A 25,114-nucleotide genomic window follows, 5' to 3' on the forward strand; every position below is an offset into this window, starting at 1 on the left:
CATGTATGGACTACTCTGTTATACTGCCCATTTGCGGCAAAATCCACCGCCTGCCGTCATTAAATAAATACAATTTGGTCACTTTCGGATGAAGGGCATCGCAGGGCGCGCCGATGAATATCCCTCTGCTTCCTATCCCATACTGAGAATAAATGCCACTTAAGATTTTTCCCGATGACAGGAGATGGATGCCATGCCGCGCGATTCCGCCGCCCCCCCCGTACGCAAATCCCGAGCCCGCCGCCTGCTGCGGCTTGCAGTTCTGCTTACCGTGCTGCTTTTGGTTGGAGCGGGCGCTTTGATCGGATATTTATCGCAAAAACCGCTGCCGCAAATTCCCGACGATGTCCGTTCCCGGATGCTGGATGCCCGCGGCAATGTGCTGACGGCCTTTTCCGCCGACGGCCGCAGCCGCCAGCCGGTCAAGCTTACTGAAATCTCGCCTTATCTGATCGAAGCTACCCTTGCGGTGGAGGACCGGAACTTCTACAAGCATTCCGGATTCGATCTCAAGGGCATGGGACGGGCCGTACTGGCCAATCTGGAGTCGGGCGACCGCTCGCAGGGCGCCAGCACGCTGACGCAGCAGCTTGCACGCAATCTCTACCTCAGCCACGAGAAAACATGGACGCGAAAAATCAAAGAGGCCATGTATTCGCTTCAGTTGGAGATGAAATACACCAAAGACGAGATTTTGAATATGTACCTTAACGAAATTTATTACGGCCATGGCGCTTACGGCATTGAAGCCGCCGCCCAGATGTACTTCGGCAAACCGGCAAAAGCGTTAACCCTTGCCGAAAGCGCCATGCTCGCGGGCATCCCTAAGGGACCGACCTATTACTCGCCCTATACCCATATGGACAACGCCAAGAAACGCCAGGGCATTATCCTGGCTTCGATGACGCAAACCGGCGATATTACCGCCTTGGAGGCAGCGGCCGCCGACAAGGAGGTCCTGAGCTTCAAGCCGCGGGATTCGCGGAACACCGTATCGGTGGCCCCCTATTTCCGCGATTATGTACGCAACCAAGTCATGGAGCTGCTGCATATTACCGGCGAGGAGTTGGATCAGGACGGGCTGAATGTATACACGTCGCTGGATCCGGACATGCAAAAGGCGGCGGAAGATGCGGTCGAACAGGGGATGGACCCGCAAAGCGAGCTGGAAACGGCCCTGGTGTCCATTGATCCCCGAACCGGTTACATCAAAGCCATGGTCGGGGGCAAAAATTACCGGACCAATCAGTTCAATCACGCGCTGGCGACCACCCGGCAGCCAGGATCGGCCTTCAAGCCGATTATGTACCTGACAGCCCTCTCCACCAAAACGATGACCGGCCTTAGCGTCTTTAACAGCCAGCCGACCCTGTTTCATTACGACAACAACCGCAAGACGTATCAACCGCGAAACTTCGGCGATAAATATCTGGGAGAAATCAACATGCGGCAGGCGATCGCCGCGTCCGACAATATCTACGCCGTGAACACCATAATGAAGATCGGCGTGGACAAGGTCGCTGCGATGGCCGTAAAACTGGGCATCGACAGTCCGCTGCAGCAAGTGCCCTCGCTTGCGCTCGGCACCTCGCCGGTCAGTCCGCTGGAAATGGCCTCCGCTTTCAGCGTGATTGCCGGCGGCGGTCTTAAGCAGCCGACGACGGCGATTCTGAGAATTACCGATGCTTCCGGCGACCTGCTCTACGAGGCGCCGAAATCGCCCGGGGAGCAGGTGGTGGAGCCTGCTGCTGCCTATACCCTTACCCGCTTGATGGAGGGGGTGTTCGAAAGCGGCGGAACGGGGAACCGGGTGGCCGCACTGATCAAACGTCCGGTGGCCGGCAAAACCGGGACGACCGATACCGACGGCTGGATGGTTGGCTTCACGCCTGAGCTGTCCACCGCCGTCTGGGTCGGCTACGACAAAGGGCGCGACATCGCCACCGCCGACGGGCGGCGGGCGGCGCCGATTTTCGCACAGTATACGGAAGCCGCGCTGAAGAATGTGCCGCCCAAAATTTTTCCCATTCCGGACGGTGTGGTCAGCGTCTACGTCAATCCGCAGTCCGGCAAGCTCGCCACTGCCGATTGTCCGGACAAGGAGCTGGTTACCTTTATCAGCGGCACGGAACCGACGGAATATTGCTCGCTGCATGGGGCTGGTGCAGAGGAACCGGACAGCAGTGGAAACGACCCGGCCCAGGGCCATGCGAACGACGCCTCTTTATGGGATGAAATCAAACGCTGGTGGATGAATTAATATTGGACGGTTTCCCATTTTTATACTCTATGTTTCTTATCTTCCATTACGGGTTATAAAATAGGGAACCCCAAGCCAGCCTCTCCTTCCGGTAAGCGGAAGGAGAGGCTTTTTCATGCTGTGAAAGCTTGGCATTTATATAAATGAATGCGTTTTCCCCCGTTCTCTTAACTAATAATTACTGTTATAATCATAGATATCCACCAAAAAATATGAAGATGTAAATGAGGGACATGAGATGAAAGATACAGGCATGATCCGGAGTTTAGACAGTCTTGGCAGAATTGTGGTACCTGCAGAAATCCGCATGACGCGCAATATTGATATTGGGGATCCGATCGAATTTTTCATTCTTAACGATGACGTCATTGTCTTGCGAAAATACACCTCCACCGAGTGCACCTTTTGCAGAAGCCTCGATAAAGTGACCTACTATAAAGATCAATTCATCTGTAATGCCTGCCTGAAGGAACTGGGCGATCCGCACCGCACGGCCGAGACCGCCCAGCAGCCGCCATACATACCGGAAGAACAGGGAACGCCAAACCGCGGCGCCCGCAGAACAAAGACGGAGGAAATGAGCCAGCGCCTGACCCAGGCGATTGCGGAGCATCCTTATGCCAACCAGAAGGAGCTTGCCGAGGTGCTTGGCATCAGCCAGGCCCGTGTCAGCCAGCTCAAACGCAAGCTTACCGCGCAATAATGTGCAATCCGTACAACAAAGGCCCGGCTTTCCGCTAACAGGGAAGACCGGGCCTTTAGTTTGTCATGTATGCAAAGCCGTTTTACTCGGACAAGGCATCCTTTACATTATCGGGCGAAGCAGCCCACCACGCTTCATTATGTGCGATAAGCAGCGACTTGAGCGCCGCCTTTTCTTCTGCGCCCAGCCCTTCCACGATTACTTTCCGCTTCAATGCCGCATCCAGCTTGTTCACATGGTCCGCAAGAATCTTCCAGCCCCGCCGGGCCTCGTCGTCGATCCACATCTCGCATGCGGTAATGCCGCCGTAATGCTGGCCTTCCGGCGTGCGGTCCACTGCAACCCAGACCACCCAGAGCTGCCGTCCGTTCGGCACGTCTTCACGGTTCATGGAGAATTTAATGCCCTTCTCGACTTTGCTTTTAGCATGCATGGCACCGATATCGATAACGGCTTCGCCGCGGTCAATGATGACCGGCGAGACATTGTTCAGATCGATGGAGCCTGCACCGAATCCTTTATGTTTGCTTTTGGCATTCACAATATTGAGAGCCAGCGGTTTTTTGCCTTCCGGCTGAATGTTATCCACATGTGCACATCCTTCCCGTTTTCACTAATTATTTTATTTTAGCTAATAATCCACCGAATGCAAACATATACATCCCCTAGAAGCTTGTCACAGGGGGAATCACTGTATGAAGCCACGTTCCATAAAACCGGCAACGCTGATGACCGTTCTGCTGTTACTCGCAATGCTGGGAGGCGGAGCCATTTGGGCGGCCTCGGGGTACAGCTCCGGCGCATTGCCTGCGTCTGCGCCCAAATCGGCCAAGCTCCCGCCTGTCTCCCCGAAGGCAAACGCGGCCAAAAGCAGCGCGTCGCACACCGTCCTTCCCGAAAGCAAGCCGGTTCCGGCCGAAGAAGCGCTCAGCCAGCGGGTCGCCGAATACCACATCGACGTCCGGCTCCTGGCCGGTGAAGACCGGCTGACGGCCACCGAAACGGTGACCTGGACCCACCCCGGCCGCAAGCCGGTGCAGGAGCTGTATTTTCACCTGTATCCGAACGCCTTTCAGTCCGACGACACCACCTTCATGAAGGAATCCGGCGGCAAACTGCGCAGCGACCTTATGCCCGAGGACGGCTACGGCAGTATGACCATTACCGATCTGCGCAACGAAGACGGCGTGTCGCTGATGCAGCGGATGCAATATGTACAGCCCGACGACGGCAATGTAAACGACAGGACGCTGCTTAAGGTTCATCTTCCCGAACCGGTAAACGGCGGAGAACAGGTGACCGTAAAGCTCACCTACGAGGTCGAGCTTCCGAAGATTTTTGCTCGTATGGGCGCCGCAGGCAACTTCGTGATGGCCGGACAATGGTATCCCAAGCTGAGCGTTTATGAACCGGCCGGAACCCGCGGCATAAAGGAAGAAGGCTGGAACCTGCACCAATACCACGGCACTTCCGAGTTCTACAGCGATTTTGGCATCTATAACGTTACCATTTCCGTGCCTGCGGATTATACCGTCGGGGCTACCGGCTTCCCGGTGAAGAACGCACGCATAAAAGGCGACCAGAAGATTTACCAATTCTACGCAGACGATGTGCACGACTTTGCCTGGGCGGCATCGCCCGACTTTGTTTTTGCCGAAAAAGCGTTCTCCGCACCCGGCGTTCCCGGCGTAAGAATCAAACTGTATCTGGACCCGCTCCATAAAGACCTTGAAGAACGTTACTTTCAGGCTGCCGAGGCCGCCCTGAAGGCTTTCAGCAAGTGGTACGGCACGTATCCGTATTCGACCCTGTCGATCATCGTACCGCCCAAAGACGGTAACGGCGCCGGAGGCATGGAGTACCCCACCCTGATCACCGCATTCGGTGCTGCGGAGGCTACGCCCGACACATCGCTGGAACGGACGGTCATTCATGAAATCGGCCATCAGTATTTCTACGGCATGCTGGCCAGCAATGAATTTGAGGAAGCCTGGCTTGACGAAGGCTTTACCTCTTACGCCGAAGACCGGCTGATGGAGCAGGAGTACGGTATCAGCGCCAATTTGCCGGTGCAGGCGGCATTAATCACCGATTCCCAGCCGCTGAAGCTGGAGACCTGGAATTATACCGGCCCTGACGGCTACTCCCGCAACGTGTATCTCCGCGGCAAGCTGGTTCTGAAAGATATAGAGCACCGGGTGGGCAGCAAAACGATGGATGCCATTCTGTCCTCCTATGCCCGCAAGTACCGGTTCAAGCATCCGTCTACCGCGGACTTTCAGAAGGTCGTAGAGAAAGTGACCAAGCAGTCCTGGCAGGATTATTTCGACCGATACGTTTACGGGGGAGGCGCGCCCGATTTTTCCGTGGATACGATTACGACCTCCCTGCAAAACGGGCAAGCCGGCGGTTCCGGCGCGGTCTACCGATCGGTGGTGTCCATAAGCAATAAAGGAACGCCGTACGGGAAGGTGCCTGTCAAATTCACGTTTGCCAACGGATATACGGCGACTCGCGTATGGGACGGCAAGGCTCAAAAGACAACGTTCGAGCTGTCCTACAACTCCCCGCTGCTGTCGGCCGAGATCGACCCGGCACATACCGTTCTTCTTGAAAGCAAGCATTTGAACAACTACCGGCTGGCCAAGGTGGAACGCGACAGGCTTTCGCATTGGACGCTCGGGGTAACCGCACTTCTTGAAACGCTGCTCGAAACATTTGTGTGGTGAGGTGAGAATCGTTGAAAAAAATATTGAGCCGCAGCTTCGGCAGCGTCAAGGAGCAGTCCTACATCCTTATCCTGCTGTTCATCTATAGGTTACTCTGGGGATATTTCCTCTACCGGTTCATCCGCTCCGGCGTTCTGCCGCTGCTGCTGCATTATCCCGAGCAGCGCGCCGGGGGCAGCGGCATGGGCAGGCTACTGTATTATCTGGAAGGGCAATTCGCGCTAACCTCCGATCCGGGCGTACACCGTTATTTATGGACGCTGCTGGCTCTATGCCTCTTAAGGCTGCTGCTGTCCCCCTTTATCCGCGCAGGTATCCTCAATGAGCTGCACCAGGAGCGAGTGGGGGAACGTGGACTATTCTTTTTCCCCGGAATGAAGCGCTTCGGGCTTCCGGTATTTTTGTTCAGCGTGGCGGAGTGGGTGCTTGCCGCCTTGCCCCTTCCGCTCCTGCTGCCCCGGATGACCCGTTATATGCTCGGCGGCATCTGGGACTATCATCTGCTGCTGAATGCAGTTCCTTATATCCTCGCCTGGCTGGCATACCTTTATCTGATCCGCCTGGCGCTGCTGTATATGCAGTTCGGGTATATCGCCGGCACCGGGATGTTCAATGCGCTCCTGATCTGCCTCCGGACGCTCTTGTCCGCCGTAGCTTTGTCGGCTACGCTTGGAGCGGCAGGGCTAGCAGCCCTGCTGCTCTATGCAACCGGCGCTGGACTGTGGCCGGGATTTCCGGCACTGCTCCTTCGCCAGGTCCTGCCGCTGCCGCAAACCCTGTTTAAAATGTGGGGAATTGCCGCTCAATATCATTTGTGGTGCAGTAAAGCTTTTCCGGAATAATCTGCCCATACTTGAAGCCATATTAAAAGAGTCTCTTGCCCTGCGGGTTGATCCGAGGCGGCAAGGACTCTTTTTAAATTACAAAATGATTACAAATCCGGAGAAACATTTGCATATCCTGTACCGCTTTGGTACAATGATGCCTGTAGTTCTGGTAACAACTTTGTAATCTTTTGAAGCTAAGTCAAACTAGAGTATGTACTAAATAAGCAGCAACGATGTCTAAAAGTCACTGTTTCGGTGCGTAAAACGCCAAATTCCGGCACCGGGAAGTGGGGGAACCATTTTTTGGGTGAATTGATCTCGCATTAGAGGGGTCATAGGGGAGCCTTCTACCGAATCCTTAAGCTAACCTCGCAGGCCTTGGAAGGAGTACATCTTTTGAACAGTCAGCTTAAGAAAAAAATTACAGCAGCAACAGTTGGGCTTGCCCTGGTATTTACCTTCAGCACAGGAAGCGCATTTGCGGATTCCAAAATGGACACAGTCATTGCGAAAACCATCGGAACGACGTATAAAACCGGAGGTATGAGCACCGCCGGCTTTGATTGCTCGGGTTTTACCAAATACGTGTTTACGAAAATCGGCATCACTTTGCCGCGCACGTCCAAAGAGCAGTTTAAGATTGGGACTCCGGTGGCCAAAAGCAATCTTCGTTCCGGCGACCTCGTCTTCTTTAACACGCTCGGGTCCGGCGTTTCGCATGTCGGTATTTATGTCGGAAACGGCAAATTCGCGCAATCTTCCTCTTCGCGTGGCGTAACGATTACGTCGCTCAGCCAAGCCTACTGGGCCAACCGTTATGTTGGCGCCAAACGCGTCATGAGCACCACCGCTTACCAGGCGGTCGCCTACGATTGATCTTTAACTTGAACTGTGAACCCGGGAGCGGATGCCCACCATCCATTTCCGGGTATTTTTTTTATTTGATACCTTTCTTTACACCCTTTTTAGGGAATTGAAACAGATTTTTTCCAAATTCATGAAATGACAGCCCGAAAGCTAACTTTTCATGTAAAAAATGAGTCTTTCATAGTGGTTTTCATCCAAAAAAAACGCAAAAAACATGCACAAATATGGTTTATATGATTGCCAAGTGCTTCCGTCTTTGTTACAATTATCGCAGTGAGTTGATAGTAACATTTTTGTAATGATTGGATTCGTTTTACGAAAGTTTTGTCATGATTCATGCAACATCTATTCGTAACAACAGTCATGCCGAGTTCTCCAAATGCTGGGGAAACGGGGGAACCATTTTTGGGTGAATTGACCTCCTATTTACAGAGGGGTCATAGGGGACCTTCAACCGAACCCTTAAGCTAACCTCGTAGGCAGTTGGAAGGGGTATTTTCTTTTGAAGAAGATGTTAACAGCTGCAGTACTCAGTTTTTCCATTCTTATGACAATTGGAGCAGGAAGCGCTTTCGCTGATTCCAAGATGGATAAAGTGATTGACAGCGCGATCGGAACGAAATATGTTTCCGGCGGAACAACGACGAACGGCTTTGATTGCTCCGGATTTACCATGTACGTGTTTAATAAAATCGGTATCGACCTGCCGCATCAATCCGGCTCCCAGTATCATATGGGCAAAGCGGTATCCCGTGACAACATCAGACCGGGAGATCTCGTATTTTTTAATACGACAGGCAAAGGCGTATCCCATGTCGGCATTTATGTCGGCGACGGTAAATTTGCCCATGCATCCTCCTCTCGCGGCGTTACCATCAGTTCGCTGAGCGACAGCTACTATGTGAACCGCTATGTGGGAGCGAAACGGATCATGAGCACAGATGCTTACCAAAGTGTTGCCGCAGATTCCGAAGACAACGACGACGTGCAATAAATTGTCGTGAGACAGGCTCTTTTCCAAAGTTTTTGCCGAAACTTTGGAGGGGAGCTTGTTTTTTTGTCTTAAGAATCATTACCCTTCCCATATGATGTAAAACACGAAAATGCCTTTACCTACGCTATTTTATTCAATTATTTTTGGATTATAATGAGAAATAAATCATTTTCTTAAGCAAGAAGGAGGCGGTGTTCCAATGACCGAAGTTGGGGCTACCTTCCGGGCGGTTCCCATGGAACCCGAGCACGGAGAAGAAATCTGCAACTGGATCTATGAACCCCCTTACGATATTTACGGCTGGCTGCCCTGGGAGCAGATGCAGGCGCTGGCTGTTGAATTCGGCGATCCGCAGCTGCGGAGCCAGCAATACATCTCCATCGTTAACGCGGATGGCACGCTTTGCGGATTCGCCCAGCTATTTCCCATGGTTGGCGTGATCCGGCTTGGCATCGGCATGCGCCCGGAGTTATGCGGACACGGGTACGGCCAAGCTTTTATGCAAGCGGTGGTTCGGGAAGCCTTGGAGCGGTATCCTAAGGAGGAGATCGACCTGGAGGTACTGACTTGGAACCAGCGGGCTATCCGGGCGTATCAAAAAAGCGGCTTTACCATCACCGATACCTATGAGCGGCGTACGCCGTCCGGAAACAAACCATTTTACTGCATGGTCTATAACAAATAACACATACTCTTCCGAAAAATGAATATTTTATAGCAATACTGTTCATTTTATCGACACAAATGCTATGATAACGCTTCACCTTCCGGTATAATGTAGGAAGCAGCTTACATGGAGGGGACGGATAGAGATGCAGAAATGGATCATGAGCGGTTTGTTCTTTTTCGCCTGTGCCTTTGCAGTCATACTCATGTTCACCCTGCCGGGCAAGGCAGAGGTTGCCGAACAAAATAATCCCACAATGCCGGAGGTTCAGCTGGATACGGCCAGTGCCGAAGCAACAGTCAAGGCGAGCTGCATCACCTGCCACGGCGATCAGCTTCAAGGGAACATCGGGCCTAGCCTGCAGAAAGAAGGCGCGCAGCATAATGCGGAGGAGATTTACAACATCGTCACCAAGGGACGCGGACAGATGCCTTCATTTAAGGATAAGCTTGCCCCTGAAGAAATTGCGCATGTCGCCTTATGGCTGGCGGAGAAAAAATAATCAATTCTTTAGCGAAAATCTAAAAAGCCCGTTCAGGACATTGCCTGAACGGGCTTTTGATTTAGCATGCTAACGGTTTTTTTCGAAGGCCTCGTTAAACTCCCGCGCCTCCCGGATCTCCAGCGCCGTCAAGCCGCGGTCTTCGGCGGCCAGTCGCAATATGACTGTTTTATAATCAATGGTAATATGCGGATGCCGCTCGAAAGCCTCGGAAATGGCCGCTACTTCGTCGACGAACGCGATTCCTTTCATATACTCATTGAACATGTACCGGCGCACCAGGTCTCCCTGCTCCAGCTTCCAGCCTTCCAGCATGCCGAGTTTCTCCCGCAGCTCTTCCTCCGTCAGTTGCAATGTGCGTTCCTCCCTTACTAAGTTAACGGCTTCAACAAAAACATCCCTCAGCTTCTGTAAAGTCCAAGGGATGCACCAGGGTGATGGCTTTTTTTTGGTTTAATGTATTCACCCCACCTGGTATTTATGCCCTTGAAGCCTCAGATTGCCGATTAGACGAGATGAACCGTTGCCAGGTCCTCTTCGCCCAGCAAAATATTGATCCGGTGTGTTTCCTTATCATACATCACTACGCCGCTGCCCACTTCAATGGTTGGCTCGTTGCCGAGCGCATAAAATAAATCCTCCGCCAGCGCCTCCCAAACCTCATGTTTCGATTCCTCCGGCAGCTCCCGCCATTCGTCCGGTTCCATTTCAAAAAATAGATACCCGTCTGAAATCCGCCCTACAGCTTCCGTCAGTTCCGTCAAAATCTCACTGTAATCCCTGCCGTGCTTAACTCCCACAACTAATCACACCGCTTTCCTCAACTGATGAATAATAACTTTCCCTCTCCATTATAGCCGAAAAAATGACTTCACAAAAAAGGGACTGCTGTCGATAAATAAGAATATACGTTATTCGTTAACAGCCGTTAACAACAGGGTGTCCGCCGCCGTTCAAGGATGAAACTCGCGGCACATGCCGGATCACTTCTTAATTCTCATGGACGAGGTGCATAAATGGAAATTTCAACAATTATCGGTTTGGTTCTAGGTCTGGTCGCGGTGTTATGGGGGATGGTTCTTAAAGGTGCTCCGATTCACGCCCTGGAAACACCGGCAGCTTACGTTATCATTCTGCTCGGTACCGCGGCTTCGCTGTTTATGGCCTTCCCGATGTCGGAAATGAAAAACCTGCCCAAGCTGTTTAAAATGATTTTTGTCAGCAAAAAAATGATCAGCAAAGCACAGCTCATTACCATGTTCATGGATTGGGCTTCCATAACCCGCCGCGAGGGCCTTCTTGCCCTCGAATCCAAGGTTGACGAGATCGAAGATAATTTCCTGCGCAACGGCATGCGGATGATCATCGATGGCAACGACCAGGAGTTCGTGCGCGATGTCCTGATGGAAGATATTCATGCCACCGAAGACCGTCACAAGGCGGGAGCGCTGATGTTCTCCCAAGCCGGGATGTACGCGCCGACGCTCGGGGTACTAGGAGCCGTTATCGGTCTGATTGCCGCCCTTGCCGATATGAGCGCGATGGAAAAGCTGGCTCACGCCATCGGCGCCGCCTTCATCGCCACACTGGTCGGTATCTTCACCGGTTACGTGCTCTGGCATCCGATCTCGAATAAGCTGAAGCGTTTGTCTAAACGCGAAATCGAAGTCCGGCTGATGATGGTGGAGGGGCTGCTCTCTATCCAATCGGGCGTCTCAACCATCGCCATCAGCCAGAAGCTGTCCGTCTTCCTGACACCGTCCGAACGCGCCAAGCTGAGCGAGAAAGAGGGGGCTTCCAGTGAGCAAAAAGACTAGACATGAAGAACATGAGGAGCATGCGGACGAATCCTGGTTGCTCCCTTATTCCGACCTTATGACTTTGCTCGTAGCCTTGTTTCTCGTTATGTATGCCATGAGCGCCACCGACGCCAAGAAATTCGAGCAGATGGCACAGGCCTTCAACTCGGCGCTCAACGGCGGGACCAGCGTTCTGGAATTCCGCTCGGATGCGCCGACCGACCGTCAGCTGGACCAAGGCAAGAACACCAAGATGGACAGCACCATTGCCGAGAATACCGGCCAATCCGAAATTGCCAAGCTCCGCAAGAAGGAGCAAGAGGATTTGGAGAAGCTGAAGAAGCAGCTGGACCAGTACATTAAGAAGAACGGACTGACCGACCTTCTGAATACTAAGCTTAACCAGTCCCAGCTGATGATCACCATTCGCGATAATGCCCTGTTTGCTTCAGGCGACGCCGAAGTGAAGCCAGAATCCCGCCAGCTCGCCAAGTCCATCGCGGGCATGCTGGAGCAATTCCCGGATTACGACATTCTGGTGCAAGGGCACACCGACAATGTTCCGATTTCGACTAGCAAATACGCCTCCAACTGGGATTTGAGCGTAGCGCGTTCCTTACGTTTCATGGAGATCCTGCTTCAGGATCCGAAGCTGAATCCCGTCAAGTTCAGTCCGATCGGTTACGGTGAATATCATCCGATTGCCGAGAATACCACAGCGTCCGGCCGGGCCAAAAACCGCCGGGTTGAGGTATCGATTCTCCGGAAATATCAGGACGCTTCGCAGGCCGTCAATGTCGGCGAAGCGGTGGACGCGCAATAATAGCGGTCCATGTAAAAGAGCTGTTCCGATCAAGGGATCTCCCTTCCTTCGGATCAGCTCTTTTTCTTCGCTTCTCAAAACTTATCTTTACTTATCCTTATAACAACCGGTAATCCAACATGGCGCCAAGCTCTCGCTTCTCTTCTGCTGTCAGCTCGCGCCATTCGCCGGTCTTAAGCGTGCCCAGACGGATGTTCATGATGCGAAGGCGCTGCAGGCGTCTGACCTCATAGCCGAAGGCGCTGCACATCCGGCGGATCTGCCGGTTTTTCCCCTCGGTAAGAATGATACGGAATACCTGGTCGGATACCCGGGTGACCTTGCAGGGCAGCGTTTTACCGCCGAGGATTTTCACCCCGCTCGACATGCCCGCAATGAATGAGGCCGTAACGGGCTTGTCTACCGTGACCACATACTCCTTCTCATGTTTGCCTTCGGCGCGCAGAATCTTGTTGACGATGTCCCCGTCGTTCGTCAGCAAAATCAGGCCTTCCGAGTCTTTGTCGAGCCGTCCAATCGGGAAAATACGCTCTTCGTGGCCGACGTAATCTACAATATTGCCTTCAATATGTCCTTCTGTCGTCGAGGTGATGCCAACCGGCTTATTCAGCGCGATGTACACCGTCCTTCCGCCTGCTTGCAGCGGCTTTCCGTCTATCCGTACATCATCGCCGGTCTCGGCCTGGCTGCCCAGCAGGGCGGGTTCTCCGTTAATCGTCACCCTGCCGCTCTCAACCAGCTTGTCCGCTTCGCGTCGTGAACAATAGCCCGTCTCGCTGATAAATTTATTGATTCTCATGTTTGTCTCACTCCGCTTCTGTCTGCTTCGGAACGTCCAGCTTTTCGCCGGCCGCCGGAAGTTTAATGGCCACAGTCGTACCGTGTCCATAATCGCTGTAAATCTCCAACAAGCCTTTATGCGCTTGAATGATCCGTTGGCTGATCATCAGTCCCAGACCGGTACCGGTTTCCTTGTTCGTAAAGAACGGTTCGCCCAGCTTAGGCAGAATGTCTTCGGGAATCCCTTCGCCTTCATCGGAAATCTCGATCCAAATGGTATCCCCGATATTTTTTTGCACCAGCGTAATTTTCCCGCCTTGCGGCATGGCCTCCATGGCATTCTTAACAATATTGATAAATACCTGCTTCAGCTGGTTCTCTTCACAGTGTACCCAAGCCGGCGTATCCGCAAAATTCGATTCGAATTCAATGCTGAACAAATGGGCTTGGCTGCCCAGCAGCGAGGTCACGTCCTTCAAGATATCGCGTACGTCCTTAAGCTGAAAGTGCACGGCTTGCGGTTTGGCTAAAATCAAAAACTCGCTTACAATCATATTGATCCGCTCCAGCTCGGAAAGCATCAGTTTCACATGCAGCGGAACCAGCAGTTGTTTCTCCTGCTGAAGCTGCAGAAAGCCCCGGAGCGTGGTGAGCGGATTGCGGATTTCATGAGCTACGCCCGCAGCCAGCTGGCCCACCGTGGTCAGCTTCTCGGAACGCCGCAGCAGCTCTTCCATCCGGTTACGTTCGGTAATGTCCCGCGATACATGAACGAATGCCTTCGGCAAGCCATCTTCGTCCCGGATAACCGAGCTGCTGACACTAACTTCGACAGCCGAGCCATCCTGCTTCAGCCGCAATGTCTCGACTGGTGGCAGCACCGCACCGTCTTTCAGTTGTTTCAGCCGCTCCTGCTCCTGCTCCTGCAGATCCTCCGGAACGAATTGCTGCAATTGCTCGGCTACATCCGCCGGCCCCCAACCAAACAGCCCTTCAAACGCCTTGTTGATACTGGTAATCCGGCCTTCCATATCAACCGTATGGATCGCATCGGAGGTTCCGTTAATGACCGATTCCAAATGCTCCTTGACCGCCCGGTTCTCTTCCAGCGTCTGTCCCAAGCGGTTCGTATGCTGCAGCAGATTTGAGCTCATCGCATTGATCCGCTGCGCCAGCTGACTCAGCTCATCGCGGTTTTTAACTTCAAGAGGCGGTTCGAATTTGCCCCGGGCAACGTCATTAACCTTGGCCAGAATGGCCTGAATCGGGCGGGTTAGGATACCGGCGAGTACATAGCTGCAGATCAGGAAGAGAATCAGCAAAAGCCCCGAGATCAACAAATTATGAATCAGCTCTGTTCGGATTACCGATGAAATAACGAAATAATCCATAACAACGCCGATGACATAAGGCTCGCTTCCGGGATTACTGACCGGGATATAGCTTTTAAGTACTTTTTTGCCGCGCAGCTTCAGATCGAGCGTAACCGGCTCTCTCGAGTTCAGCGCTTGTCCAATCGCTGCCTTGTCTTTTTCAATATCGCCGAATACATATGAACCATATTTAATTGGACGATTTCGCAGCTTTGTGTTGGCACTGTCGCTGCCGTCGGAGGCCATGGTGGATGAGCCGAAGGTCTGCGGATTAAAACCCGTAATTTCAAGCAGCGCAGGATTGACCTCCTGTGATCTTCTGACAATTTCGTCGGGCTGCATAATCTTTACGTAGTCGCTGACCGCGGTGCTGCGGATATACGGGTCGATGATGTAGTTGGCGGTTCCATCGTAATAATATCCCCATTTCTCGATGAACTCCGGGTTAGAGGTTGAATATTCAAACGGTCCGGACCAAAAATGCTCCATGCTCTCCCCTTGTCCGACCGAAACCGGACGCACCGCAAGCAGATCCTGAAAGGCTTCATACCAGAAGCCCCAGCCTTTTGTGGAGAGGCCCAGCTCCTTGGGGTCGGAGGATTTAGCCACAACGATATCATCGTCGGTTTTTACGAGCAGCGAGATATTGGACACACCGTATTTGGAAGCAAGCGTTTCAAGCCGTTCGGCTGTGACATTGTTGATATCCGGATCCAGTTCCTCCGCTGCCAATATCGACGTTCGCCGTAAATTTTCCGCTATAATTCGCTGTACATATATAGAGCTGTAGCTGCTCTGTTCAACCGACACGGCAATCTGCATCGCCGTCAGTTTCATATTATTCACATTTTCTTTGCGAAGATTGCTCCTCGCGGCGTAAAGATTGAGTGTTAGGTTCAGACCCATAATCAAGACGACCGAACCGAACAACATGGCGGATAACTTCCGTTTTATCGACAACCTGCCTGTTCACCTCTCCCCCGCTGGTAAATCCTAGCGGCACATCATCATTATCATACCTTCTGCCCATACATTTGAAAAGAACTTTCATCCTTGCAGAATTGGCGGTTTATATTGTGTTTTGTGGACGGTTTCTCTAAAATAAATGAAGTGTCATCCACAATTTATGCACATGTGAACAGTGGACCAGTGGATAATGTGAATAACCCTGTGCATAAACCAGCACTTATCCACAGAGTTATAAACAACTTGTTAAGAACGAATGTTTGTTCGTTGAATAAACAGGCTATGGAGAGGAAGATTGTTGTGATCATTGCTGCGTCCGCGCTGTCAGAAGATGAACGTGAAGTTCATGAAGCCTGGATGAAGGAGGCCATTGCGGAAGCACGCAAAGCGGAGGCACTGGGTGAGGTTCCGATTGGTGCCGTCGTCGTCCATGAGGGGAGAATCATCGGCAGAGGGTACAATTTACGGGAGACGACGCTTGACTCTACAGCCCATGCCGAAATGGTGGCCATTCGCGAAGCCAGCAGCTACCTCGGGGCCTGGCGGCTGCTGGAATGTTGTCTGTACGTAACCCTCGAGCCCTGCCCGATGTGCGCGGGAGCGATGGTCCAATCCCGTCTGCCTCTAACGGTCTACGGCACTGCGGACCCTAAGGCGGGCTGCGTCGGCACGCTGATGAATTTACTGGATGAACCTCGGTTCAACCACCGTACCGGTGTAATTCAAGGGATTTTACAAGCCGAATGCGCAGAACTACTGACGAGCTTCTTCCGTAAGCTGCGCCAGAAACCCGGCAAATCAGAAGCGTAAGGAGGCGATTCACCGATGAATATTGAACTGCGAAATGCCGAGAAAGGGATTTATCTCTCCTTGCTCAAGCATACCGATGCCGAGTTGCTGCTGAAGCTGCGGTTACGCAACCTGGAGCACCATGCCCCGTATGAACCGAAACGCGAAAAGGATTATTTCACGGAAGAGGGACAGCGCCAGCTCCTCGCCGGCCGGGAAGAAGAAGCCCGGCAGGACCGGGCTTACATGTTTGGCATCTACCTGCTGGATGGACAGCTCATTGGGCAAATCACTTTATCCAATGTGGTTCGCGGTGCGGCCTGTTACGCGGATCTTGGGTACTTCATCGATTATGCGGAGCAAGGAAAAGGATATACCAGCGCTGCCGCGCAGCTGGTTCTGGAATTCGCCTTCCGCTCTCTTGCATTGCACCGGGTTCAGGCAGCGATTCTGCTGCACAATGACCGCTCCCGCCGGGTGCTCGAAAAAAACGGCTTTCAGCCCGAGGGCATCGCGCGGCGCTACCTTAAGATCAACGGGGAATGGCAGGATCATCGGATCTATGCAATTCTGGTCGATGATATGCCGCAGCAAGCTTAGCCGGCTTATTGGACTCAAACAAAAACTCCCGCACATGCCTGTCGGCATGGCGGGAGTTTTATACGTTAATTAACGGTAGTTCCCAGGCTGCTCAGCGCTCCAAACTGCTGCTGAAGTTCCTCCATGGTCACAACCTCTTCATCTTTTGGAATGCCCAAGGTAAAGGTCTGTTTCTCACCGATTTTGCTGTATTGGTTCGTTGCCGTGAGCTGCAGGCCCACATTCATGCCCTGTTCCGGATCGTTTACCGTCAGCTTGGTTTTGAAATCCTGATACACCGGATAATCGTTTTTATCGATCGCCGTGTTCAGTTCAAATTGATCCAGCTTCAGATATTTATCGAGATCAGCCAGCGATTCATCCAGCTTCGCTTTGGATTCCTCCGATTGCAGCTGCTCCTTCAGTTCGCCCAGCTGGCCCTCTTCCAGTTGCAGCATATCCTTGTATTCATCCTTCTCCAGAATCTCCATGAGCTTCGGCAGCGCCTGATTCACAAAGATCGTCACGGCCTCTTTAACGTTATCCGGAGCAACCTGGAAGCGTACCACCTGCTTGGCTTTCACATCTTCCGGCAGTCCGGCATCCTTCGGGTCGACATTCTTGAAATATTTTTCTTGGTCATATTCCCCGAGCAGTGCATTCAGCAGCTCATTCGAAAGTTTTTGCGCATCCTCGGGCTTCAGCGAATTCGCATTAAACTCGGTACCTTGCTGTTCCGCAAGCTCTTTAGGATCAATCTTCACGTATTTGCCAACCAGCGTTTCCGGTATCGGCAAGAACGGGATCGAAGGGACTTGGATATACAGGATTTCCCCGGTCATAATCATCGGCAGCGAAAAGGATATCGACATCGAGCCCTTTAAATTCAGCCCCAGCGTGAGCTCCGTTTGCATCGGATCCGCCTGATGAACACCTTCTACGGTTATTTCGGCGCCTTTCAGCATGCTGACAACCTGCCCAGTCGTTGAAGCCTGTTCATCGCTTGCATCGCCGGTGATCGTCAGATCGTTGATGGTCACTTTGCTTTTCATCGCATAGGATGTCATCGCCAGCGCCTTAGCCCCGGTCGATTGTAAGGCTTCTTTCGGAGCGGCCTCCTTGTTGCCGCAGCCCGGTAAAATTACCGCGGCCGTAAGCAGCATTGCCGCTGCTGAAAGTCCCCATTTTTTAAACATTGATACTCTCCTCTCCCATACCCAGAAGTCGTTATACTTAATGATAAACGATTTTACAGGTATGGGAAACCTTCACAACAAAAAAAAGTGGCCAAGAATTTCCTATCCTTGCGGGTTATTGTGGTCGACATGGTTGGCCTGCTTCACTTTCTTGGAGCCGGAAAGCGGTGCAGGGCCGGAAGAATGATGTTCATTATGGGTCTTCTCTTGAACTCCGGGTACAGGCATGCTTTTGGGTTTGCTCATGATGTCAGCCTCCTATGGATTCGTTACGTCCTGCAGCGCCTGCGCGCACTCATGGATTTGTCTCGTATATTGCTGTGCCAGCAGTTGAACGGCTTCACTCCGCTCATCTGCATGCCACCCGCCCTGCTCTACGTCAATCAAATCGACGGCTACCTCCCGGCTATCCACATACGTGCAGCGGAAATCGAGCGCATATTCCTGATGGCCTGCAGCATTGAAATGGATTAACAGGCTTTGATCATTCGCAGCGTCGCCTTGGACAGTGAAGCTGTCGCCGGTATTCATCAGTGCGGGCAATCTCTCCTGCCAGGCGGAGATCAGCTGCTCTTGGCTTACTTGCAATTCGCGGTTCATCGTTAATATCAGCCTCCTTCTATAATACATTGCGGAGAAAGGGGGCTTTTTATTCCCATTTGCCACTACACAGCTTGGAGTACAACAAAAAAGCCGCCCCTCTCGGAACGGCTTGCATTCATCGTATAAAATGGCGGAGAGGATGGGATTCGAACCCATGTGGGCTTGCACCCTAACGGTTTTCAAGACCGCCCCGTTATGACCGCTTCGGTACCTCTCCAGTGACTCAAAAATTCACGTGCACAAAGAATTGTACCACAAAGTACAATCCCTAAGCAACCGCTATTATTGAGCGGCTTTTGGCGTAATCGCTGTTACATTGCCCATATACGGCTGCAGTACCTTCGGAATCAGGACGCTGCCGTCTTCCTGCTGGTAATTCTCCAGAATCGCCGCCACCGTACGACCTACGGCCAGTGCAGAGCCGTTGAGTGTATGTACGAACTCCGGCTTGGCTTTCGGTTCCTTACGGAAGCGGATATTGGCACGGCGTGCCTGGAAGTCTTCCGTATTCGAGCAGGAAGAGATCTCGCGGTACATACCACTTTCCGGCAACCAGACCTCCAAATCATACGTTTTGGCCGCAGTGAAGCCCATATCAGCGGTACACAGCGACAAGACACGATACGGGAGCTCCAGCAGCTGAAGCACGCGCTCGGCATCCTGCGTCATTTTCTCCAATTCCTCGTATGAGGTTTCCGGAGAAGTGATTTTGACCAGCTCGACCTTATTGAATTGATGCTGGCGAATCAGACCGCGGGTATCGCGGCCGGCTGAACCGGCTTCCGAACGGAAGCATGCGCTGTAAGCCACTTGGTATTTGGGCAGATCCGAAGCATTCAGAATCTCTTCACGGTAAAAATTCGTTACCGGCACTTCAGCCGTCGGAATCAAATAATATTCCGTATCGCGCAGTTTGAACAAGTCCTCTTCGAACTTAGGCAGCTGTCCTGTACCGAACAAACTGTCTTTATTAACGATGTAGGGCGGCAGCATTTCTTCATAGTTATGCTCGCTGCTGTGCAGATCCATCATAAAATTAATCAGCGCGCGTTCCAGACGGGCACCCAGACCTTTATAGAACACAAATCGGGAGCCGGTTACCTTGGCAGCGGCTTCAAAATCAATGATGCCCAGCTGCTGGGCAACTTCCCAGTGCGATTTCGGCGTAAATCCGAATTCTCTTGGCTGAGACCAGCGGCGTACTTCCACGTTGTCCTCTTCCGATTTGCCAACCGGTACGGATTCATGGGGGATATTCGGGATGCTCATCGTCAGCTCGGCAATTTGCGTTTCGAGTTCGCGCACCTCGTCGTCCAGTTCCTTGATTCGGTCGGAAACGGTCCGCATTTCCACGATCAAATCTTCCGCAGGCTCGCCGTTCTTTTTCTTTTTCGCCACTTCCCCGGACACGGTGTTACGGCGATTTTTGAGTCCCTCGGTCTCTTGAAGCAGTTCTCTGCGGCGCAGATCAAGCTGCGGGAAGCCTGCGATCAGATCAAGCGACTTGCCGCGATGCGTAAGCGCCTCTTCCACTTTAGCAAAATCACTGCGCAATAGTTTTACATCCAGCACAACTTTTCCCTCCTGAAAACAGCCTAGACTCTTTCCTTGCCGCGAGGCGGCACGAAAGAGCCAGGATGTTGTTATATACGATTTATTTAACGTTTTCGGCGATACTGGCTTTGACCATATCAGCAAAATACTGATGCAGCCGGTAATCATCCGTTAATTCCGGGTGAAAAGAAGTAGCCAGCAGATGATTCTGACGGGCCGTAACAATCTCGTCGTTATATACGGACAGCACCTCAACGTCTGAACCGACTTCGGCAATCAGCGGCGCTCGGATAAACACGGCCCGTACCAGCTCGTCGATGCCTTTGACTTCCAGGTCACATTCAAAGCTTTCCCGTTGGCGGCCAAAGGCATTCCGGGCAACCGTAATGTCCATCAGCCCCAAATGCTCAGGTTCGCCTCCGGCAATTCGGTTCGCCAGGACGATCATTCCGGCGCAAGTGCCGAAGACCGGTTTGCCTTGGCCCGCAAAATCGCGGATCGCTTCAATAAAACCGTATTTGCGCATCAGCTTACCGATGGTCGTGCTCTCGCCGCCAGGAATAATCAGTCCGTCGATTTCCTGAAGCTGCTCGACCTGTTTAATCGGCAACGCTTCAGCGCCGGCCTTTTGCATACTTACAATATGCTCCGTTACAGCGCCTTGCAGCGCCAGCACTCCTACTTTCATCCGTAAAACCTTCTCTCTATTAACGGCCGCGTTCCGACATGCGCTCTGCCGGTGTCAGCGTGGCGATATCGATGCCTTTCATTGGCGTCCCCAAATTTTTGGAGACTTCGGCGATCAGTTTATAGTCGGTATAATGGGTTGTCGCTTCAACGATGGCACGGGCGAATTTCTCCGGATTATCGGATTTGAAAATACCAGAACCGACAAACACGCCATCCGAACCCAGGTGCATCATCAGCGCGGCATCGGCTGGAGTCGCAACGCCGCCCGCAGCAAAGTTAACAACCGGAAGCTTGCCCAGCTCATGAACCTCCAGCAGCAGCTCATAAGGAACTCCGAGCGTTTTGGCTTCATGGTACAGCTCGTCCTTCGACATGCCGGTTACTTGGCGGATTTGACTGTTGATCAGACGCATATGCCGAACGGCTTCAACGATGTTGCCTGTTCCCGGCTCGCCTTTGGTACGGATCATGGAAGCTCCTTCGTTGATTCGGCGCAGCGCTTCACCCAGATCTTTCGCTCCGCAAACAAACGGTACCGTAAATTCACGTTTATCAATATGATATACGTCGTCTGCAGGTGTCAGCACTTCGCTTTCATCCAGATAGTCGACGCCGAGAGATTCCAGAACCTTTGCTTCGACATAATGCCCGATACGAGCCTTTGCCATTACTGGAATGCTGACTACTTTGAGTACTTCTTCAACGATGGTCGGATCGGCCATACGGGCTACTCCCCCGGCAGCACGAATATCAGAAGGTACTCGCTCCAGCGCCATTACGGCAACTGCGCCCGCAGCTTCGGCAATTTTTGCCTGCTCTGCATTCATGACGTCCATGATGACGCCGCCCTTCTGCATTTCTGCCATACCCCGTTTTACACGCGATGTTCCTGTTTCCATGTCCCTGCCTCCCGATTGATCACTCATAATCTAGCTATCTATATTACCGCATGGCGGATATATATACAACTCGTTTACTTGGTTTTGCCTAGAACAAGTTCTTGATGCCTTTAAACAAATCTTTGAAAAAATCACCGATTCCCCGCATCAGCAGCTTGAACCAGCCGGCTTTTGGCGCTTCTTCGGAGGTAATCAGGTTCACCGTCTTCTCCTGAACCTGCGGAATGCCTTCAACCTTGTACGAGTATTTGACCTGGCCCACTTTAGTGCCCGCTGCGATCGGCGCTACCAGCGTCGAAGCATCATTTACGGTTACTGTAGTATTGATCTGCGGAGATACCGTGCCCTTCGGCACGATAAACGTAACACCGTCGTCGGTCACAACCGAAACATCATCGCGTTTGCCCTTGTCGACAGGTACGGTTTCGTTTCCGGCGATTACGGCTTTTGGTGCGACGACCTGCTTGACTTCAAAGTTGTTGAAGCCGAAATCCAGCACTTTTTTCGTTTCGGTGAAACGGTGTGCTTCCGAATTGGCCCCCATCACGACGCTGATCAAACGCATGCCATCGCGTTCTGCCGTAGCCGTAAAGCAGTTACCGGCTTTAGATGTGTGGCCGGTCTTCAGACCGTCCAGCCCTTCATAGGCGTAGGCTTTGAAGTTCTTGATATCTTTATTCGCTTCAAGCATCCAGTTATAGTTGATAATCGGATTTTTGTCGCGCTCACGGAATTTGTACGATTGAATAGTAGTAAAATCAGAGAAATCCGGATGGTCCGTTACGATATATTTGGCCAACATAGCAGCATCCATTGCGGACATTACCGTTTCGCGATCTGTATCCGGACGGAATTTCTCCGGCATATCCGCCCGGTCAAGCCCGGTCGAGTTAATGAAATACGCCGTTTTCATGCCCATCTTCTGTGCCGTTTGATTCATCAGTGACACAAATTCCTGCTCCGAGCCCGAGACGGCTTCAGCCAATGCTACCGTTGCATCATTTGCCGAACCGACAGCCATAGCAATGTACAGTTCTTTGACGGTATGCTCATCGCCTTCAGCCAGAAAAATACGCGAGCCGATCTGCTTGGCGGCATTCTCCGGAACCACAATCTTCTGATCCCATGACAATTGACCGTTATTCACGGCTTCTTCAACCAGATATTCCGTCATCATCTTTGTCATGCTTGCCGGAGGCAGCGGTTCGTCGGCATTCATCGAGAGCAAAACTTCACCTGTCGTAGGTTCAATCAGTACAGCCGATTTTAATTCCAACCCAAGGGTATCGATTGAGGGGATTTTGACTGCGGCCTTGTTCGCTGCTGTCTGATCAGCGGCTGTGGCATCAGTGGCATTCGTGCCCGATTCTGTGGCTTGCGGGGTATTTACCGTATCGGCAAACGCCGCCGGAATGCCCGGAGAAGTCAACATATTTAAAAGCAGACCTACTGTCGCTGTCTTAATCACAATTTTCTTGCTGCTAAATTTCTGCTTGTACTTCAATGATTACTACTCTCCTTTGGCCCTCATTTTGTTGCTTGTTCTATTCTAACACAGCGATACCCTACAAAAAAAGACAGACAAGGCGAATTTAGCCCTGTCTGCCCGTATTTCCTCGAAAACACCAACTTATAAGGAATAATTCGGCGCTTCCTTCGTAATTTGCACATCATGCGGATGGCTTTCGCGCAATCCCGCTCCTGTGATCCGGATAAAGGAAGTGTCATTTTTCAATTCCGTCAAGTTCTTCGTGCCGCAATACCCCATACCGGCGCGAAGTCCGCCGATCAATTGATGAACGGTGTCAGACAGTGGCCCTTTGAAAGCAACACGGCCTTCGATGCCTTCCGGAACGAGCTTCTTATCGTCATCCTGGAAGTAGCGGTCCTTGCTGCCTTGCTTCATTGCGCTCATACTGCCCATACCGCGGTATACCTTGAACTTCCGGCCTTGATAGATTTCCGACTCACCCGGACTTTCTTCCGTACCCGCGAATAAACTTCCGAGCATCACAGCCGATGCGCCGGCAGCAATCGCTTTGGTGATCTCCCCGGAGTATTTAATCCCGCCGTCGGCGATGACCGGAATACCATATTCACGGGCAACCGTGGCGCAATCATAAATTGCGGTGATTTGCGGTACGCCGATACCGGCGATGACGCGGGTGGTACAAATCGATCCCGGTCCAATCCCTACCTTTACAACAGAGGCTCCTGCTTCAATCAGGTCGCGTGTTGCATCACCCGTCGCCACGTTGCCGGCAATGATCGTCAGATCCGGATAGGCTGCGCGCAGCTGACGGACTGTTTCAATAATATTGATGTGATGGCCATGTGCAGAATCTACGGTAATCAGATCGACACCGGCTTTTACCAGCGCTTCCGTACGTTCAAAGGTATCTTTGGAAATACCGATCGCCGCGCCAACGAGCAGACGGCCTTGCGCATCCTTCGCCGCATTCGGGAACTGGATCGCCTTTTCGATATCTTTAATGGTAATAAGACCTTTAAGCGTATTGTGGTCGTCGACCAGCGGCAGCTTCTCGATCTTGTTGCGCTGCAGAATCACTTCCGCCTCTTGAAGCGTAGTGCCTACCGGAGCAGTTACCAGATTCTCATGTGTCATGACGTCACTGATTTTGATGTTGTAATCATGGATAAAACGCAGGTCGCGGTTGGTGAGAATGCCTACCAGTTTATGGTTGTCATCGACGATCGGCACGCCGGAAATCCGGTATTTGCCCATCAGCACTTCGGCATCGGAGACCAGGTGGTCCGGGGTAAGAGAAAAGGGATTGGTGATTACGCCGCTTTCGGAGCGTTTTACGCGGTCAACTTCTTCCGCTTGCTGTTCTACAGACATATTCTTGTGGATAATCCCGATGCCGCCTTCACGCGCCATGGCAATCGCCATCTTCGCTTCGGTTACGGTATCCATGCCTGCGCTGATCAACGGAATGTTCAGCTTTACGCTCTTGCTTAGAACGGTTCCCAATTCGACTTCCTTCGGAAGCACCTCGGATTTACGCGGCACCAACAGCACATCGTCAAACGTTAATCCCTCTTTGCCAAACTTATCTTCCCACACCTGGGTCATTCCTCCTCAAAGATTCATATTCTAGCCGCCCGCAAACATTATGAATGAAGAAGCTTCCGGCCAGTCCATTCTAGACAGACATCAACGACAGCCAGGAAACGCTACTTGAATTCGTATCTTCAATTAAGGTTTGTGAAGGTAGTCCAAAAATATATTATTGCCATCTTAGCAAAGCACTTATAGCCTGTCAAGAATATTACATCGCTAAAGCAGGTATTCCAAAAAGTATCGATTTTCTGTAATTTCGTAAGCGAATTCTTGGACCAACGTCCGTATAGAGTGGACACTTCTAGTCGAATCTCCACGATTTATGTATCCCGAAAAACACAAAAAAGCCATTGCTGAGTGAACAGCAATGGCTCTTCGTGCTTGGCAACGTCCTACTCTCCCAGGACCCTGCGGTCCAAGTACCATCGG

The 25,114-nt window shown here is 52.0% G+C and carries 25 protein-coding genes, 1 tRNA gene and 2 riboswitches; of the genes, 12 read left to right on the forward strand and 14 right to left on the reverse strand.

Annotated elements, in window-relative coordinates; genetic code table 11:
* The first annotated feature begins 193 nt into the window (after nucleotides 1-193).
* Nucleotides 194-2,260, forward strand: a complete 2,067-nt coding sequence (locus tag BMW84_RS23970) for a transglycosylase domain-containing protein (RefSeq protein WP_091072952.1) — start codon at nucleotides 194-196, stop codon at nucleotides 2,258-2,260.
* 238 nt (nucleotides 2,261-2,498) lie between these two features.
* Nucleotides 2,499-2,963 (forward strand): AbrB/MazE/SpoVT family DNA-binding domain-containing protein, encoded by a 465-nt coding sequence (locus tag BMW84_RS23975; RefSeq protein ID WP_091072954.1) that lies wholly within the window; start codon nucleotides 2,499-2,501, stop codon nucleotides 2,961-2,963.
* Nucleotides 2,964-3,045: 82 nt separating this feature from the next.
* Here the strand turns inward: BMW84_RS23975 and BMW84_RS23980 are convergent, their stop codons facing one another.
* Nucleotides 3,046-3,552, reverse strand: coding sequence for a YwhD family protein (locus BMW84_RS23980; protein WP_091072955.1), 507 nt, complete (start codon nucleotides 3,550-3,552; stop codon nucleotides 3,046-3,048).
* A 106-nt stretch (nucleotides 3,553-3,658) separates the two neighbouring features.
* Between BMW84_RS23980 and BMW84_RS23985 the strand changes: the two genes are divergently transcribed.
* From BMW84_RS23985 to BMW84_RS24010, 6 genes are all read left to right on the forward strand, one after another.
* Nucleotides 3,659-5,692 (forward strand): M1 family metallopeptidase, encoded by a 2,034-nt coding sequence (locus tag BMW84_RS23985; RefSeq protein ID WP_091072957.1) that lies wholly within the window; start codon nucleotides 3,659-3,661, stop codon nucleotides 5,690-5,692.
* Between the two features lie 11 nt (nucleotides 5,693-5,703).
* On the forward strand, nucleotides 5,704-6,534 hold the full coding sequence (locus BMW84_RS23990) for a hypothetical protein (protein WP_091072958.1): 831 nt from the start codon (nucleotides 5,704-5,706) through the stop codon (nucleotides 6,532-6,534).
* A 240-nt stretch (nucleotides 6,535-6,774) separates the two neighbouring features.
* A riboswitch (cyclic di-AMP (ydaO/yuaA leader) is annotated at nucleotides 6,775-6,912 on the forward strand.
* A 3-nt stretch (nucleotides 6,913-6,915) separates the two neighbouring features.
* On the forward strand, nucleotides 6,916-7,395 hold the full coding sequence (locus BMW84_RS23995; protein WP_091072960.1) for a C40 family peptidase: 480 nt from the start codon (nucleotides 6,916-6,918) through the stop codon (nucleotides 7,393-7,395).
* Between the two features lie 345 nt (nucleotides 7,396-7,740).
* Nucleotides 7,741-7,883: riboswitch (cyclic di-AMP (ydaO/yuaA leader) on the forward strand.
* Between the two features lie 5 nt (nucleotides 7,884-7,888).
* On the forward strand, nucleotides 7,889-8,380 hold the full coding sequence (locus BMW84_RS24000) for a C40 family peptidase (protein ID WP_091072961.1): 492 nt from the start codon (nucleotides 7,889-7,891) through the stop codon (nucleotides 8,378-8,380).
* Nucleotides 8,381-8,579: 199 nt separating this feature from the next.
* Nucleotides 8,580-9,065, forward strand: a complete 486-nt coding sequence (locus BMW84_RS24005) for a GNAT family N-acetyltransferase (protein WP_091072963.1) — start codon at nucleotides 8,580-8,582, stop codon at nucleotides 9,063-9,065.
* 127 nt (nucleotides 9,066-9,192) lie between these two features.
* Complete coding sequence (locus BMW84_RS24010; RefSeq protein WP_091072965.1) at nucleotides 9,193-9,549, forward strand: c-type cytochrome; 357 nt, start codon at nucleotides 9,193-9,195, stop codon at nucleotides 9,547-9,549.
* 69 nt (nucleotides 9,550-9,618) lie between these two features.
* Here BMW84_RS24010 and BMW84_RS24015 read toward each other — a convergent pair whose 3' ends face one another.
* Entirely contained in the window at nucleotides 9,619-9,903 is a 285-nt protein-coding gene (locus BMW84_RS24015) for a 4a-hydroxytetrahydrobiopterin dehydratase (protein ID WP_091072967.1), read from the reverse strand.
* A gap of 152 nt (nucleotides 9,904-10,055) precedes the next feature.
* Nucleotides 10,056-10,349, reverse strand: coding sequence for a hypothetical protein (locus BMW84_RS24020; RefSeq protein ID WP_091072969.1), 294 nt, complete (start codon nucleotides 10,347-10,349; stop codon nucleotides 10,056-10,058).
* A gap of 216 nt (nucleotides 10,350-10,565) precedes the next feature.
* On the opposite strand from BMW84_RS24020, the gene motA reads away from it, so the two are divergent.
* Both motA and motB read left to right on the forward strand, forming a co-directional pair.
* Nucleotides 10,566-11,366: a flagellar motor stator protein MotA gene (gene motA / locus BMW84_RS24025; RefSeq protein WP_091072971.1), complete on the forward strand. Its 801-nt coding sequence runs from the start codon at nucleotides 10,566-10,568 to the stop codon at nucleotides 11,364-11,366.
* Nucleotides 11,350-12,171 (forward strand): flagellar motor protein MotB, encoded by an 822-nt coding sequence (gene motB, locus BMW84_RS24030; protein ID WP_091072972.1) that lies wholly within the window; start codon nucleotides 11,350-11,352, stop codon nucleotides 12,169-12,171. Before motA ends, motB begins: the two co-directional genes overlap by 17 nt.
* Before the next feature lie 97 nt (nucleotides 12,172-12,268).
* Here the strand turns inward: motB and rluF are convergent, their stop codons facing one another.
* Both rluF and BMW84_RS24040 read right to left on the reverse strand, forming a co-directional pair.
* A complete protein-coding gene (gene rluF, locus BMW84_RS24035; protein ID WP_091072974.1) occupies nucleotides 12,269-12,970 on the reverse strand; it encodes a 23S rRNA pseudouridine(2604) synthase RluF in 702 nt (233 codons plus the stop codon).
* 7 nt (nucleotides 12,971-12,977) lie between these two features.
* Entirely contained in the window at nucleotides 12,978-15,284 is a 2,307-nt protein-coding gene (locus BMW84_RS24040) for an ATP-binding protein (protein ID WP_091072975.1), read from the reverse strand.
* 306 nt (nucleotides 15,285-15,590) lie between these two features.
* Here BMW84_RS24040 and tadA point away from each other — a divergent pair, with 306 nt between their 5' ends.
* Both tadA and BMW84_RS24050 read left to right on the forward strand, forming a co-directional pair.
* Nucleotides 15,591-16,100, forward strand: a complete 510-nt coding sequence (gene tadA, locus BMW84_RS24045; RefSeq protein WP_302848114.1) for a tRNA adenosine(34) deaminase TadA — start codon at nucleotides 15,591-15,593, stop codon at nucleotides 16,098-16,100.
* Between the two features lie 15 nt (nucleotides 16,101-16,115).
* Nucleotides 16,116-16,679 carry a GNAT family N-acetyltransferase gene (locus tag BMW84_RS24050; protein WP_091072977.1) on the forward strand — a complete coding sequence of 188 codons (564 nt, stop codon included), beginning with the start codon at nucleotides 16,116-16,118 and terminating at the stop codon, nucleotides 16,677-16,679.
* A 65-nt stretch (nucleotides 16,680-16,744) separates the two neighbouring features.
* Here BMW84_RS24050 and BMW84_RS24055 read toward each other — a convergent pair whose 3' ends face one another.
* From BMW84_RS24055 to guaB, 9 genes are all read right to left on the reverse strand, one after another.
* Nucleotides 16,745-17,854, reverse strand: coding sequence for a hypothetical protein (locus tag BMW84_RS24055; RefSeq protein WP_091072979.1), 1,110 nt, complete (start codon nucleotides 17,852-17,854; stop codon nucleotides 16,745-16,747).
* A 102-nt stretch (nucleotides 17,855-17,956) separates the two neighbouring features.
* Entirely contained in the window at nucleotides 17,957-18,100 is a 144-nt protein-coding gene (locus BMW84_RS24060; RefSeq protein WP_091072980.1) for a small acid-soluble spore protein P, read from the reverse strand.
* A gap of 12 nt (nucleotides 18,101-18,112) precedes the next feature.
* On the reverse strand, nucleotides 18,113-18,454 hold the full coding sequence (locus tag BMW84_RS24065) for a hypothetical protein (protein ID WP_091072982.1): 342 nt from the start codon (nucleotides 18,452-18,454) through the stop codon (nucleotides 18,113-18,115).
* Nucleotides 18,455-18,585: 131 nt separating this feature from the next.
* Nucleotides 18,586-18,674, reverse strand: a tRNA-Ser gene (locus tag BMW84_RS24070).
* Between the two features lie 65 nt (nucleotides 18,675-18,739).
* Nucleotides 18,740-20,029 (reverse strand): serine--tRNA ligase, encoded by a 1,290-nt coding sequence (gene serS, locus BMW84_RS24075; RefSeq protein WP_091072983.1) that lies wholly within the window; start codon nucleotides 20,027-20,029, stop codon nucleotides 18,740-18,742.
* An 82-nt stretch (nucleotides 20,030-20,111) separates the two neighbouring features.
* Nucleotides 20,112-20,699 carry a pyridoxal 5'-phosphate synthase glutaminase subunit PdxT gene (gene pdxT, locus BMW84_RS24080; protein WP_091072985.1) on the reverse strand — a complete coding sequence of 196 codons (588 nt, stop codon included), beginning with the start codon at nucleotides 20,697-20,699 and terminating at the stop codon, nucleotides 20,112-20,114.
* Between the two features lie 19 nt (nucleotides 20,700-20,718).
* The gene (gene pdxS, locus BMW84_RS24085) at nucleotides 20,719-21,600 is read right to left on the reverse strand and encodes a pyridoxal 5'-phosphate synthase lyase subunit PdxS (RefSeq protein ID WP_091072987.1); all 882 of its coding nucleotides are present in this window, start codon (nucleotides 21,598-21,600) and stop codon (nucleotides 20,719-20,721) included.
* Nucleotides 21,601-21,688: 88 nt separating this feature from the next.
* On the reverse strand, nucleotides 21,689-23,104 hold the full coding sequence (locus BMW84_RS24090; RefSeq protein ID WP_254773132.1) for a D-alanyl-D-alanine carboxypeptidase family protein: 1,416 nt from the start codon (nucleotides 23,102-23,104) through the stop codon (nucleotides 21,689-21,691).
* Between the two features lie 126 nt (nucleotides 23,105-23,230).
* The gene (gene guaB, locus BMW84_RS24095) at nucleotides 23,231-24,688 is read right to left on the reverse strand and encodes an IMP dehydrogenase (RefSeq protein WP_091072988.1); all 1,458 of its coding nucleotides are present in this window, start codon (nucleotides 24,686-24,688) and stop codon (nucleotides 23,231-23,233) included.
* Nucleotides 24,689-25,114: the final 426 nt, after the last annotated feature.

This window comes from Paenibacillus sp. NFR01 (genome assembly GCF_900111565.1).
Lineage (GTDB): Bacteria > Bacillota > Bacilli > Paenibacillales > Paenibacillaceae > Paenibacillus_AQ.

What these genes read in the sequence shown, in the direction of transcription:
- BMW84_RS23970 (WP_091072952.1), top strand. Translation starts at nt 194, where the DNA reads ATGCCGCGCGATTCCGCCGCCCCCCCCGTACGCAAATCCCGAGCCCGC.
- BMW84_RS23975 (WP_091072954.1), top strand. Translation starts at nt 2,499, where the DNA reads ATGAAAGATACAGGCATGATCCGGAGTTTAGACAGTCTTGGCAGAATT.
- BMW84_RS23985 (WP_091072957.1), top strand. Translation starts at nt 3,659, where the DNA reads ATGAAGCCACGTTCCATAAAACCGGCAACGCTGATGACCGTTCTGCTG.
- BMW84_RS24005 (WP_091072963.1), top strand. Translation starts at nt 8,580, where the DNA reads ATGACCGAAGTTGGGGCTACCTTCCGGGCGGTTCCCATGGAACCCGAG.
- BMW84_RS24010 (WP_091072965.1), top strand. Translation starts at nt 9,193, where the DNA reads ATGCAGAAATGGATCATGAGCGGTTTGTTCTTTTTCGCCTGTGCCTTT.
- motA (WP_091072971.1), top strand. Translation starts at nt 10,566, where the DNA reads ATGGAAATTTCAACAATTATCGGTTTGGTTCTAGGTCTGGTCGCGGTG.
- rluF (WP_091072974.1), bottom strand. Translation starts at nt 12,970, where the DNA reads ATGAGAATCAATAAATTTATCAGCGAGACGGGCTATTGTTCACGACGC.
- BMW84_RS24050 (WP_091072977.1), top strand. Translation starts at nt 16,116, where the DNA reads ATGAATATTGAACTGCGAAATGCCGAGAAAGGGATTTATCTCTCCTTG.
- BMW84_RS24055 (WP_091072979.1), bottom strand. Translation starts at nt 17,854, where the DNA reads ATGTTTAAAAAATGGGGACTTTCAGCAGCGGCAATGCTGCTTACGGCC.
- BMW84_RS24060 (WP_091072980.1), bottom strand. Translation starts at nt 18,100, where the DNA reads ATGAGCAAACCCAAAAGCATGCCTGTACCCGGAGTTCAAGAGAAGACC.
- BMW84_RS24065 (WP_091072982.1), bottom strand. Translation starts at nt 18,454, where the DNA reads ATGAACCGCGAATTGCAAGTAAGCCAAGAGCAGCTGATCTCCGCCTGG.
- pdxT (WP_091072985.1), bottom strand. Translation starts at nt 20,699, where the DNA reads ATGAAAGTAGGAGTGCTGGCGCTGCAAGGCGCTGTAACGGAGCATATT.
- pdxS (WP_091072987.1), bottom strand. Translation starts at nt 21,600, where the DNA reads ATGGAAACAGGAACATCGCGTGTAAAACGGGGTATGGCAGAAATGCAG.